Genomic DNA, 12,469 nt, shown 5'->3' with positions numbered 1-12,469 from the left:
CGCACGCGTGCAGCAGGTGCGACTGCCACGCGCCAGCGAACCGCTCGTAGCCGTGGTCGCCACCGATCGCAGCGCGCTGGATGCCGATGTCGCCGCGTTCCGCAAGCGCACCGCCATCGCGCTGGGCGTGCTGGTCGCTGCGTGGCTGGCGGTGCTGGCCAGCCAGGTGCGCTTCGGCCTGCGCCCGCTGCATCGCCTCGGTGTGCAGCTGGAACAGGTACGGCGCGGCGATGCGCAGCGCATCGATACGCAGGGATTGGGCGCGGAGGTCGCGCCGCTGGGTGAAGAACTCAACGCGCTGCTGGACCACCAGCAGCGCATGGTCGCGCGTGCGCGCACCAGTGCACAGGATCTGGCGCATGCGCTGAAGACACCACTGAGCGTATTGGCCACCGAGGCCGACGGCGACGGTACGCACTGGCGCGCCACCGTGCGCGAACAGAGCGCACGCATGCAGGCCAGTGTTGACCGTTACCTGGCGGCAGGGTTGGCCGCAGACCATCGCCAGCGCAGCGACGTTGCGACTGTCGCGCAGGCGCTATGCCGGTTGATGGCACGCGTGCATGGCGAACGCGGCATTGCGTTCACGGCAGCAGGTATCGATCCAGCGTTGCAGTTCGCCGGCGCCAGTGCGGATCTGGAGGAGATGCTGGGCAACCTGCTGGACAACGCCGGGCGCTGGGCACAGCGGCAGGTCCAGGTCAGCGCGGAAGCCGACGACGGCCAGTTGTGCATTGAGGTCCGCGACGACGGCCCCGGCCTGGCTGCAGACGCGCTGGAACGGGTCACCCAGCGTGGCGTGCGGCTGGATGAGCGCGAGGGCAGCAGTGGATTGGGACTGGCGATCGTGGAGGATATCGCCGCCAGTTATGGCGGGCGCCTGGCGCTGGAAAATGCGCAGCCCGGCCTGCGCGCAACGTTGTGGTTGCCGGTGGGGTGACGCGACCAACCCAACAGTGGGTAGTGCCGGCCGCTGGCCGGCATCTCCGTGGTCGCCAGGAACGCCCTGCGGAAGCCGGCCAGCGGCCGGCTCTACCAAGCGCCAATCCGACCGGTCGCCGTGCACCCGGTAGGTGTCGACCTTGGCCAACCCAACGGTGGGTAGTGCCGGCCGCTGGCCGGCAACCACGTGGTCGCCGGGAACGCCTTGGGGAAGCCGGCCAGCGGCCGGCTCTACCAAGCGCCAATCCGACCGGTCGCCGTACACCAAGCATCAACGGTGATGCATCCACCAGCAATCAATCGCGTCCAGCACGATGTGGATGATCAGACCGATACCGAACAACCGCGTTTTCTTCGGCACGCACAGCCCGGCATAGACCGCGATGGCCGGTGCGGTGTGCAGCGGGTGGAACCCGATGCTGCAGCGGTTTGGTGCATAGATCGGGTCGGCCAGCAGATGGTCCAGGTCGATGATCCAGCCCAGCAGCATCAGCAGCCACGCCGAGGCAAAGCGCTTGCGCCAGAACAGCCATGCCAGCAGGGCTGGCACGGCGGCATGCAGGAACAGGTGGAAGATCGCGCGCGCGCTCATCGGCAACGGTGGCACCGGGCGGGCCCGGTGCCGTCCATCACACCAGCGGTTCGTCGGACAGGTAGGTGTAACCGGTCAGGCCGGCTTCCAGCGCGTCCGACAGTTCCTGCGCGCGTTCCGGCGACAGCTGGGCCTCGGCCACGCGCTGCGCATAGGTCGCACGCAGTTCGTCCAGGCGGTAACCCACGTAATCCAGCATCACGTCGGTGGTGTCACCACGGCGCTGCTGGGTGATGGCGTATCCATCGGCATCGGCCAGCACTTCCACCGCGTCGGTATCGCCGAACAGGTTGTGGATGTCGCCCAGGATTTCCTGGTAGGCACCGACCATGAAGAAGCCGATGCGATAGCTCTCGCCCGGCTTCATCTTGTGCAACGGCAGCGAGCTGTCCAGGCTCTCGTTCTCGACATAGGTTTCCACCATGCCGTCCGAGTCGCAGGTCATGTCGGCGATGATGCCGCGACGGTCCGGAGCTTCGTCCAGGCGCTCGATCGGCACGATCGGGAACACCTGGTCGATTGCCCACACGTCCGGGATCGATTCGAACACGCTGAAGTTGACGAAGTACTTGTCGACCAAGCGCTCGTTCAGTTCGTCCAGCACCGGGCGATGGCTCTTCTCGTCATAGCTCAGGCGCGCACGCACGCCGTGGGCAATGGCGTAGAACAGATCGTCGATGCGCGCACGCTGCGGCAGGTCGATCTGGCCCAGCGCGTAGCTGGCCAGGCCTTCGGCATGGAAATGCTGCGCTTCCTGGAACAGCTCCACCGCCGGGCGCACGTCCAGTTCGTCGTGGATTTCGCGCAGGTGGCGGATCGCCGCCGGTTCGTCGTCGTGCTGGTCCGGCACGCGGCCTTCCTGCGCCTCTTCCACTTCCGAGACGTTGGCGATCAGCACCGCGTGGTGCGCGGTCATCGCGCGGCCGCACTCGGTGACGATGCGCGGCGGGGTCAGGCCGAACTCTTCGCACGCATTGGCCAGCGGCTGCACGATGTTGCTGGCGTAGGAATGCAGGCCGTAGTTGATCGAGCAGAAGCTGCGCGAACGGGTGCCTTCATAATCCACGCCCAGGCCACCGCCCACGTCGACGTGGGTGATCTTCGCGCCCAGGCGCGACAGCTCCACGAAGTAGCGGGTGGCTTCGCGCATGCCGTTGGCGATGTCGCGCACGTTGGAGATCTGCGAGCCCATGTGGAAGTGCAGCAGGTTCAGGCAGTCAGCGTACTCGGTGTCACGCAGCGACTTCCACAGGTCCAGCAGCTGGCGCGGTGACAGGCCGAACTTGGCCTTGTCGCCACCGCTGTTCTGCCACTTGCCGGCGCCCAGCGAGGCCAGGCGCATGCGCACGCCCAGGCCCGGCTTCACGTCCAGCGCCTTGGACTCTTCCAGCACCAGCTTCAGCTCGGACGGCTTCTCGATGACGATGAAGGTCTGCAGGCCCAGCTTGCGACCGATCAGGGCCAGGCGGATGTACTCGCGGTCCTTGTAGCCGTTGCAGACGATCAGGCCACCCGGGCGCGACAGCGCCAGCACGGCCATCAGCTCGGGCTTGCTGCCCGCTTCCAGGCCGAAGCCCTCGCCGTGGTGGCCGGCCAGGGTGCCGGCCACGCCGCGGGTCTGGTTGACCTTGATCGGGTACACGGCGGTATAGCCGCCGCTGTACTCCCAGTCCTGCTGGGCCTGGGCGAAGGCCGCCTGCAGCTTGCCCAGGCGCTGGCCGAGGATGTCCGGGAAGCGCACCAGCAGCGGCAGCTTGGCACCGGCCGCGCGCGCCGCGTCCACCACCTTGGGCAGCGATACCACCGGGCCGTCCGCCCCGGTCGGTCTCACCACCATGTGCCCGGCCTGATCCACGTCGAAGTAACCGTCCGCCCAATGCGGGATCGAGTAGGTCTTGCGGGCTTGGTCGAGGGACCAATCGGTCATTTCAGTCGGCCTTGTTGGCAATAAAAGGGGGGGCATGATAACGCCTATGTGCCCACAGGTTCGTTATCATGCGCGCCCGCGCCCGTGACAGGTTCCAACCTGAACGGGCCGATCCGTCCGGATGTGGCATCTGTGCCACGCGGCCCCGCCCGCCAGCCCGGCTCCACCCCTCCGAACAGGACTGTTTTCCCATGACTGACAGCAACAACTGGTACATCGAACACTTCGAGCGCACCGGCTCGGCCATCGGCTACCGCATCACCGGCAAGCTGGACGAGGTCCAGTCGCCGTTCCAGAAGATCGAGATCTTCCAGACCACCGACTGGGGCAACCTGATGACCATCGACGGGGCCATCATGCTGACCAGCAAGGACAACTTCTTCTACCATGAGATGATCAGCCACCCGGTGCTGTTCACCCATGCCGCGCCCAAGCGCGTGGTGATCATCGGTGGCGGCGACTGCGGCACCCTGCGCGAAGTGCTCAAGCACAGCGGCGTGGAGAGCGTGACCCAGTGCGACATCGACGAGCAGGTCACCGTGATGGCGCGCAAGCACTTCCCGGAACTGTGCGACTCCAACGACGACGCCCGCGCCGAACTGCTGTTCGACGACGGCGTGGCTTACATGGCCAACTGCCCGGCCGGCAGCGTGGACGTGGTGATCGTCGATTCGACCGACCCGGTCGGCCCGGGTGAAGGCCTGTTCAACAAGGCCTTCTACGAGAGCTGCTTCAAGGCCCTGAAGGACGACGGCATCCTGGTGCAGCAGTCCGAGTCGCCGCTGATGCAGCTGGAGCTGATCAACGAAATGCGCACCGAGATGGGCAAGGCTGGCTTCGGCTCGTTCAAGACCCTGCCGTTCCCGCAGCCGTGCTACCCCACCGGCTGGTGGAGCGTGACCATGGCGCGCAAGGGCGACAGCAGCTTCGACTTCCGCCAGGCCGACTCGGCCGCCAAGACCTTCAACACCCTGTACTACACCGCCGCGCTGCACACCGGCGTGCTGGTGACCCCGCCGTTCGTGCAGGCGGCACTGAAGTAAGGCGTGCCGACCAACGGTCGGCATCCACCCATGCAAAAGAAAAACCCGCGCTGGCGACAGCGCGGGTTTTTTCATGTTCCGGTAGTGCCGGCCGCTGGCCGGCAACCTCATGTAACGATCAAAGCGCCCAGATACCGGCTATCAACGCCACCACCAGGCCCCACTTGATCAGCTGGTAGGCCACCACGCTGCGCTCGCGCAGCGCCTTGGCCTTCAGGCGCACCTTGTAGACGCTGCCAAAGGCCTTGTTGACGCCGCCGGTCGGGTCACCCGGCAGGTTCGGCGAGGCACCGCCGGCCAGCAGCGTGGCCGCCACCGCACGATTGAACAGGCTCGGCAGGCCGAAGCGCAGCGGGCGGGCGATGTCGCAGAACAGGATCACGCGGTCATCGGGCGTCTCGTTGTGCGCGTGGTGGATGTAGGTCTCGTCGAACATCATCCACTCGCCATCGCGCCAGCTCTTCTTGATGCCGTCCACTTCGATGTAGCAGCCGTCGTTGTTCGGCGTGGCCAGGCCCAGGTGCAGGCGCAGCGAACCGGCGAACGGATCGCGGTGCGGACGCAGTTCGCTGCCCGACGGCAGCTGCGCGAACATCGCCGCGCGCACGTCCGGCAGCGACTCCAGCAACGCCGTGGTCTTCGGGCACATCGCCTTCGCCGACGGGTGCGACGGGCCGTACCACTTCAGGTAGAAGCGCTTCCAGCCACGACGGAAGAACGAATTGAAGCCGGCATCGTTGAACGTGCTGGAGGCGGCGATCTTCTGCGCGTCGCGCAGCGCCAGCGCCTCGTCGCGGATCATCTGCCAGTTCTGGCGCAGCGGCTCCAGCTGCGGGAACTCCTTGCCCGGGTCCAGGAACGGCGTGGTCGGTACCTTCGAGAACATGTACATGACCACGTTGATCGGGGCCATGAAACTGGAGTGGTCCAGCAGCTGGCGCGACCAGCGCGCGCGGACCTTGCCACGGAAGTGGATGTACAGCACGCAGGCCACGAACAGCGCTGCAATGACGATTTTGATGATCAAAGCACTTTCCTCCAGCCGCGGCCGGAACGGGAAACGGGGCGATGCACGGCCAGGCGGCCAGCACCGGTGGGGAACGCGGCAGGGGACGGGGACGTGCCGGAGGGGGCGGCCGCCGATGTCGCGGATTAACAGCTTATGGTCGGCAGGCCGTGCGCCGGGGTCAAGTTGCCCGTGCGCCGTGTTCATCCGGTTGCGAAGGAGGCGCAGGGCTGGGCGCGCAAGCTGTTGATGCTAAAGGCCAACCGGAATAAGTGAGACAGAATTGTCCGATTCTGCGCGACGAACTGTTCCAGCCACGACCCCGACATTTCTCCGACAAATCGTGGAATAGCGAACTGGCGAGTACTAAAATTAACGAAAACTTAGTAACTCCCTGTAACACCGGTTCGCTTGACGCATTGCGCCACCCACCGGGTCGTCCGAGACCCCGACATGCATCTTCCTGCCCTGCCATCCTCCTCCTGCGGCGATGACGCCGCCTCCCCGCTGCTGCTCAAGCGCGGCGAGCGTTTCCTGGCCCCCGACGTCTACCGCACCTGCCTGGACGGGCGCGAGGCGGTCATCAAGGACTATTCCCGTTACCGCGGCACTCCCGTTTCGCTGATCGCGCGACTGATGGTGCGCCGGGAAGCCCGCATGCTGCAGCGCCTGGGCGGCTGGAAGCACGCCCCCGCGCTGCTCGGCACCCTGGGTGGCCTGGCACTGGGCATGGAGTTCATCCCGGGCCAGACCCTGAGCAGCGCGCAGGCCGTGGGCAATGAAGTGTTCGAGCAGCTGCAGCACGCGCTCAGCCGCCTGCACGCCGCCGGCATCACCCACAACGACCTGCATGGCACCAACGTGGTGGTCAGCGGCGGCGTGCCGGTGCTGCTGGACTTCACCTCCGCCTGGCGCGCCCCGCGCTGGCTGCGCCGCAACCCACTGAGCCGGCAGATGCGCCGCAGCGACATGAAGAACCTGCTGAAGATGCGCCAGCGCGTGACCGGCCAGGCCCCGAGTGCCGCGCAGGCCGCGCTGGTGGCCGACCCGGGCTGGGTCGCCGCCGTGCGCCAGGGCTGGAAGCGGTTCTACAAGTGGGCCAAGCGGCGGTAAGCGCTGTTCGCCCTGCATTGCTTGCGCGACTGCGGTTTGCCCCTGCGTTTGCCCCGGGCCACACGCCCGATGTGCTCTGCGATACTCGTCGGCACGCCACTCGCAAGGATGCTGGGGATGCCGACACCTGAACACACCCGCCTGCTGACTGCAGCCGCAAGATCCATACTGCGCCCCTTGGGCTGCGTGCAGAAAGGCCGTTCGCGCACCTGGCTTGACGACCAAGGCTGGTGGGTCGGGGTGGTCGAGTTCCAGCCTTCGGCATGGGACAGGGGCAGCTATCTCAATGTCGGCGCCTGCTGGCTCTGGGAAGAAAAGGACTACCTGTCCTTCGATGTGGGCGGCCGCGTTGCCGGATTCCAACGCTTCACCGAAACCGCCGAGTTTGCCTCGGCCGCACAGACACTGGCCGAGCGGGCCGCAGCCGAGGTACTGGCGCTGCGTGACCGCTTTCCCACCCCGGGGCACGTGCGTACATTGATGAGTCATCACCCCAAACCGGGCATCCGCGAACACATCCATGCAGGCATCACCGCCGGGCTGGCGGGGGCTTATGACGAGGGTCGCAGGCACTTCGCACTGGCCGCTACGGAGACCCACCCAGCGCCATGGGTCGAGGTGCTGAAGCAACGCTGTGCTGAACTCACGCCGCTGCTGCAACCTGATCGCGGCTTCGAGGCAGAGATCGGCGCCATCGTGACGCGTACCCGCCGCGCGCTCGGTCTGCCGGAGTGGCGGTCGTCACCCCTCATTCCGCCCGGTTGATCACGCCGGGACGGCACTTCGTCGCACACGGGTGTTCGCGCCATCCGATCCCGGCTAGGGTCATCGCCTTCCACGCACAAGACTGCGAACCATGCGCCGCTGGCTCCTTCTCGCCTGGGCTACCCTGCCCTTCTCCGCCGACGCCATTGTCATCCGCAGCGATGTGGATGACAGCGCCTACCGCGTATCGGCATCCTCATTCCCGGCCTTGGCCGACCTGCCCGGGGAGGGCCACGGCGTCCTGATCGCGCCGCGCTGGGTGGTGACCGCCGCACACGCCGCGCCCATGGAAGGCATGGACGCCGAGGTGCAGATCAACGGTCGCCCGTACCGTGTCGAGCGCGTGTTCGTGCATCCCGGTTACCGGCGCATGCCCGAAGCGCTTGGCCAGGCGGCGCTGGTGTCAGGCAACCCAGGCCCCATCCACGCCTTCCTGGCCGCCTCCGATGACATCGCCCTGATTCAGCTGGCCGCACCGGTCAGCGACGTTGCGCCGGTTCGCCTCTATCGCGGGCAGGCCGAAGCGGGAAAGATCGCTACTCTGGTCGGCAAAGGGGCCACGGGCACCGGCATGACCGGGCTGGCGCCGGGTGGATCGCACCGCGGCGTACTGCGCCGCGCCGAAAACGCAGTGACAGGTGGCAATGGCCGCTATCTCTGGTATCGATTCGACGGGCCGGACGGCGGCCTGCCACTGGAGGGCGTGCTCGGCAGCGGTGACAGCGGCGGCCCATTGATGATCCACGGCGCTCATGGCTGGGAGCTGATCGGCCTGGGCTCGTGGATTACCGCAGTGCCGGAGCATGCGCTTGAAGCCGGCTACTACGGGCAGGTGGTGCACAACGTGCGCATCTCGCGCTATGCCGACTGGATCGACACCATGATACACACCGCTCCGTAGAGTCGAGCCTGCTCGACTCAAGCAACCCGCCGGCCAAGCGACAGAGCCGTATAGCCTGGTGGCATTGAATGCCTGACGGGGTACAGCCGACTGCTAGTCGACTGCTCTTCCCGTCCGTGACCGAAATGCCCGCGCTGTGCGCGATAGTCGACTAACAGTCGACTCTACCCCGCAGCGTTCCCGGGACCAGTCGCGTTCGCGCATCCGGCGATGCGCTTACAACGCGTCCGCGTCCAGCTCACCGGTACGAATACGCACCACGCTGCCCAGGTCGTACACGAACACCTTGCCGTCGCCAATCTTGCCGGTGCCGGCGGCCTTCACGATGGCCTCAACCACCGCCTCCACCTGGTCATCGGTCACCGCCACTTCCAGCTTCACCTTCGGCAGGAAATCGACCACATACTCCGCGCCACGGTACAGCTCGGTGTGGCCCTTCTGGCGACCAAAGCCCTTCACTTCCGTCACCGTGATGCCGGTGACCCCACGCTCGGCCAGCGCTTCGCGCACGTCGTCGAGCTTGAACGGCTTGATCACCGCCATGACCATCTTCATCGTCTATCTCCTGTCTTCCGGCGTGGAGGATAGCGCCTGAACGCGGCCCGTGCGAAGCCGCTGCCGCCTGTCCGGGCAGTGGGTGCCGGCAGTATCCTTGTGCCCGAATGGCCTGCCCGCGCCGGATGCACGGGCCCACCCCCACGGAGCACCCCATGATCGACCTGAATCAAATCGATGACCTCGCCCGTCGCCTCAGCGACCTGGTGCCGCCGGGCCTGCGCGAATCGCGCGAGGAACTGCAGGCCACCTTCAAGAGCGCGCTGCAGGCCGGCTTGGCCAAGCTCGACCTGGTCACCCGCGAGGAGTTCGAAGTGCAGCGCGCCGTGCTGCTGAAGACCCGCGAAAAGCTGGACGCGCTGGAAACGGCCGTGCGCGAGCTGGAAGGACGCGGCGCGGCAGAATAAAAAAGGGAGGCGCACCGCGCCTCCCGTTTACAGATTATTTCCCGGATAGGGCCTTGCAGCAAGGCCCACCGGGCGCCCTAGACTCGCCGGCCTGTCGATCCGGCAGGACACGCAGGGGCAGTGCCGATGGCGCAGGACACCGAATGGACACCCGTTTCGCATGACACCTGCGACCAGATCGCCGGGCCGTTCTATCACGGCACCCGCGCTGACCTCGCCGTGGGCGAGCTGCTGAGCGCTGGCTTCCGCTCCAATTATCGCGACAGTGTGGTGATGAACCACATCTACTTCACCACCATTGCCAAGGGCGCCGGGTTGGCTGCGGAGATGGCCCGCGGTGAAGGGCGGCCGCGTGTGTATGTGGTCGAGCCGACCGGGCCGTTTGAGGACGACCCGAATGTGACCAACAAGAAGTTTCCCGGGAACCCGACGCGGTCGTATCGGAGTGCGCAGCCGTTGCGGATTGTGGGGGAGATTGTGGAGTGGGAGCTCTACGACGCGGAGTTCGTTCGGCAGTTGAAGGCGTTTGTTGCTTCGGGGAGTGGGGAGATCATTAATTGATGGAGTGACGACGCCCGATTTGACCCGCGGGAGAGCAACAAAGCAGCTTTTCGGCTGGAAGCAGTCGTTCGCAGCAGACACTTAGGCGCGAGCCGCGAAGCGGCCTAGGCTTGAACGAATTGTTAGGCGGTGGGCGCAAAGAACTCACTTATGCGTGCCGGGTCGCCTCGGTCTAAGGCATGACTCTCAAGAATATGTTGCAGCGAATGAGAGCCTGATGCCAGCCAATCCTCTACGAGCTGGTCAAACGCGGGCGTGCGCTCGATGTCCGGAGCCAGCCGACGGATATAAGCATCCGCAATAGTTTGGTAGTCAACGCCACGTTGCTTGGCGATCTGACGGACTACCCGAACCCTCACCCTACGAAGAGGCTCAGGTTTTTCGGGTTGGTAGCCACTACGGATACCTTCAAGAACCCGAAGAACGTCCTCTATTTTTTGACTCATCGTCACGACCTCTACAAGCTGCCCAACGCCTGAGTTAAGGCGAGCCACGAAGTGGCTTCGCCTTGAACGATTTTTCAGCCCGGGAAGTAGCCAACGATCTCGGTGATCGCCTCCTCACTGAAACCTTCTTCAGTGAGTTGCTCCCGCACCTCGTCAATAGTCTCTCCGTCAATGTCTATGGGGCTTCCTTTGGAGCTCGGGGGAATAATCAACGTACTAGAATCATCGCCAAAAACGTCACCTGCGTCGTCCTCCCCTTGCGTTGTCTTAACGCGATATCCACCGTCTGAGTACGTTTGAACGATGACGCGACGCTCCTCAACAAAGCCGTCGTGGTGTGTGATCCATGTTCCGGACATAAGCAATCGATCTCCATTTATTGCCATAAAAAGGCCTAACCAACTAATAGACGTATCCATAGGCACAGCTATACGATTTATCTACAAGGCAGCGTACGGCAAGCTATCCCCTTGTCACGGCTCGATCTTAAGACGGCCGGGACCGGCTAACAACACCACGTAAAACCAGACTGGCAGCGTGCTAGGGTATAACTCTCGGGCAAGTGTCTTCTTTGGGCGCATGGCGCTCTGCGCGCAGGACCGGACGCTCGCAATGCCAGAATCAGGCCGAGCCACCAAGCGGGTTGGTCTCAAAAGATGTGCTGGGCCAGCCCCTACTTGAACATCTCCAACAGATCCTTGTCTTCATGCCGCTGCTCCCACGTGGAGAGAAAACAGAAGCTCACACCACCTTGCATGGCAGCCTTCTGAAACCCCGCCAGTTCATCCTTCGTAACCGGGTACTCAACCGGATCAAAGTGCAGAATCCCCCACGGCTTGACGAAAGAGAACCCGGGCATGAGTTCCGAGAAGATCGCCTTGAGCAGGGGCCGGATATTCGAAAAGTCCTTGATTGGGCCCGCGCGATTGCCAAGGGCATGACACTGGCGACGGATGGTCCTGTCTCCACCGACCAAGCGCGCAGTGAAATGGTCCTGGTGCACTTGGACGTAGATCAGCTGGCGGCGAAAAATCCTCATCCTGTTCTCAACTCCACACGCCTAATAGTCGTCCCTGTGCCTGCGTGCCTATCCATCAATGCGCAGGCTGCGTCCGCAGCGCGCTTGAACCGCGGCGCACCAGGTACCACGCAACCAGGAACGGCCACAGCGAGTTGATCGACGAGAACAGGCGCTGGGTCAGCCCCCTGAACCCATCCGGATCCGCTCCCACCACGTTCAACCAGAGATAGACGATGCCCGCGATGCTCACCATAGCAGTCACGGCGTACGCCCTTCGGTTGGCAGACCACGCGCTCAGTTCGATGTGCGACATCGCCGGTGCAATGATGTTGGCGATACCGATGGTGTAGAAGCCGTGCATCGGATGGCCCATGGGCCAGAGCCCGTTGGTCAGCATGGAAATGCCAAAGACCAACCAGCAGATTGCACCTACTGCAATCCGGCGACCGGACTCCCGCCATACCCCGATGGAGAACGCCACGAAGCCCATACCGGAGCCGATAGCCGCAATCCTGCCGCAGATGCTTGCAAGCGTTGGCGCCTGCAGCAGCTCGCTGGCGTGCTGTGCAAGCGGGTTGTAGCCCGGCGCGAATACGGCGGCAACGCTGGTCCAGAACAGGAACCAGGGAAGCGGGACCAGACCCGCGCAGAGAAGCAGTCGGCTGCGGCGTGACACGTGCAGTGGTCCTTGTTTGGCCTGCGCCAGTGGGTGGAATCCAATCGAACACTGCAGAACCTTCCTACTGCGGGCAGGACGATCTTGATTGACTACAGCAGTAGTCAGATTGCGCGTGGCGCTCGATAGGTTCAATAGGCAAGAAGTCATCTAAACCAACTAGCGGGTGTCGCAGCGGTTCGGTTGCATGGGCGATCACACATGTCCGATGGGCGAGTACTGTCGCATTTGCCGCGCCTTGCATCTCTGGCGGAAGGTTCTGACGACTCCGTTCCAGAAGTGCCGTTCCGCTTGGCACGCCAAGGCTCTCGCCGCTTCCGGTGCTATGCGACAATGCCAAAAGCGTCTCGGGTTTTGGCGGCATTGACCCCTACCCGTTGGCATTCCGAACAACAGCAGGTAATCGTTACTGCGCCACCGTGCATCGGTGGTCGGGACTCGAAAGCCCGTTTTGTTGGGAAGTAGTTTGCGCTTGCCAGCCGGCACCACCGCGCGTGGTGCCGGCTGGCAATCC

Annotated in this window: 14 protein-coding genes; 7 read left to right on the top strand and 7 right to left on the bottom strand. The window is 64.4% G+C overall.

Annotation, left to right across the window (positions count from 1 at the left end; translation table 11 throughout):
- Window positions 1–940 (top strand): HAMP domain-containing sensor histidine kinase (locus tag N5C25_RS01755; protein ID WP_279936222.1); only part of this gene is annotated, 940 nt, incomplete at its 5' end.
- Between the two features lie 273 nt (window positions 941–1,213).
- Here N5C25_RS01755 and N5C25_RS01750 read toward each other — a convergent pair.
- Together N5C25_RS01750 and speA are read right to left on the bottom strand one after the other, a co-directional pair.
- Window positions 1,214–1,534 carry a DUF6122 family protein gene (locus N5C25_RS01750; protein ID WP_005411369.1) on the bottom strand — a complete coding sequence of 107 codons (321 nt, stop codon included), beginning with the start codon at window positions 1,532–1,534 and terminating at the stop codon, window positions 1,214–1,216.
- Window positions 1,535–1,571: 37 nt separating this feature from the next.
- Window positions 1,572–3,461, bottom strand: coding sequence for an arginine decarboxylase (gene speA, locus N5C25_RS01745; protein ID WP_279936221.1), 1,890 nt, complete (start codon window positions 3,459–3,461; stop codon window positions 1,572–1,574).
- Window positions 3,462–3,652: 191 nt separating this feature from the next.
- Here speA and speE point away from each other — a divergent pair, with 191 nt between their 5' ends.
- Window positions 3,653–4,504, top strand: coding sequence for a polyamine aminopropyltransferase (gene speE / locus N5C25_RS01740; RefSeq protein ID WP_251102148.1), 852 nt, complete (start codon window positions 3,653–3,655; stop codon window positions 4,502–4,504).
- Between the two features lie 118 nt (window positions 4,505–4,622).
- Here speE and N5C25_RS01735 read toward each other — a convergent pair whose 3' ends face one another.
- The gene (locus N5C25_RS01735; protein ID WP_279936223.1) at window positions 4,623–5,528 is read right to left on the bottom strand and encodes an aspartyl/asparaginyl beta-hydroxylase domain-containing protein; all 906 of its coding nucleotides are present in this window, start codon (window positions 5,526–5,528) and stop codon (window positions 4,623–4,625) included.
- 435 nt (window positions 5,529–5,963) lie between these two features.
- On the opposite strand from N5C25_RS01735, the gene N5C25_RS01730 reads away from it, so the two are divergent.
- The 3 genes from N5C25_RS01730 to N5C25_RS01720 all read left to right on the top strand — a co-directional run bounded on the left by N5C25_RS01730 (window position 5,964) and on the right by N5C25_RS01720 (window position 8,289).
- Complete coding sequence (locus N5C25_RS01730; RefSeq protein WP_279936220.1) at window positions 5,964–6,623, top strand: RIO1 family regulatory kinase/ATPase; 660 nt, start codon at window positions 5,964–5,966, stop codon at window positions 6,621–6,623.
- A 117-nt stretch (window positions 6,624–6,740) separates the two neighbouring features.
- Window positions 6,741–7,388, top strand: coding sequence for a hypothetical protein (locus N5C25_RS01725; protein WP_279936219.1), 648 nt, complete (start codon window positions 6,741–6,743; stop codon window positions 7,386–7,388).
- A 91-nt stretch (window positions 7,389–7,479) separates the two neighbouring features.
- Complete coding sequence (locus tag N5C25_RS01720; RefSeq protein ID WP_279936218.1) at window positions 7,480–8,289, top strand: trypsin-like serine protease; 810 nt, start codon at window positions 7,480–7,482, stop codon at window positions 8,287–8,289.
- Between the two features lie 216 nt (window positions 8,290–8,505).
- On the opposite strand, the gene N5C25_RS01715 is transcribed toward N5C25_RS01720, so the two are convergent.
- Window positions 8,506–8,844, bottom strand: a complete 339-nt coding sequence (locus tag N5C25_RS01715; RefSeq protein ID WP_005411374.1) for a P-II family nitrogen regulator — start codon at window positions 8,842–8,844, stop codon at window positions 8,506–8,508.
- 155 nt (window positions 8,845–8,999) lie between these two features.
- On the opposite strand from N5C25_RS01715, the gene N5C25_RS01710 reads away from it, so the two are divergent.
- Together N5C25_RS01710 and arr are read left to right on the top strand one after the other, a co-directional pair.
- Window positions 9,000–9,251 (top strand): accessory factor UbiK family protein, encoded by a 252-nt coding sequence (locus tag N5C25_RS01710; protein ID WP_005411375.1) that lies wholly within the window; start codon window positions 9,000–9,002, stop codon window positions 9,249–9,251.
- A gap of 126 nt (window positions 9,252–9,377) precedes the next feature.
- On the top strand, window positions 9,378–9,812 hold the full coding sequence (gene arr, locus N5C25_RS01705; protein ID WP_180870399.1) for an NAD(+)--rifampin ADP-ribosyltransferase: 435 nt from the start codon (window positions 9,378–9,380) through the stop codon (window positions 9,810–9,812).
- 520 nt (window positions 9,813–10,332) lie between these two features.
- On the opposite strand, the gene N5C25_RS01700 is transcribed toward arr, so the two are convergent.
- From N5C25_RS01700 to N5C25_RS01690, 3 genes are all read right to left on the bottom strand, one after another.
- A complete protein-coding gene (locus tag N5C25_RS01700; protein WP_180870395.1) occupies window positions 10,333–10,617 on the bottom strand; it encodes a hypothetical protein in 285 nt (94 codons plus the stop codon).
- A 314-nt stretch (window positions 10,618–10,931) separates the two neighbouring features.
- Window positions 10,932–11,297, bottom strand: a complete 366-nt coding sequence (locus tag N5C25_RS01695) for a hypothetical protein (RefSeq protein WP_279936217.1) — start codon at window positions 11,295–11,297, stop codon at window positions 10,932–10,934.
- Between the two features lie 55 nt (window positions 11,298–11,352).
- Window positions 11,353–11,955, bottom strand: a complete 603-nt coding sequence (locus N5C25_RS01690) for a DUF998 domain-containing protein (protein ID WP_279936216.1) — start codon at window positions 11,953–11,955, stop codon at window positions 11,353–11,355.
- Between the last annotated feature and the right edge of the window lie 514 nt (window positions 11,956–12,469).

The sequence above is a fragment of the Stenotrophomonas sp. GD03958 genome, assembly GCF_029839005.1.
Lineage (GTDB): Bacteria > Pseudomonadota > Gammaproteobacteria > Xanthomonadales > Xanthomonadaceae > Stenotrophomonas > Stenotrophomonas hibiscicola.
This window is presented reverse-complemented; position numbering and strand designations above follow the sequence as displayed.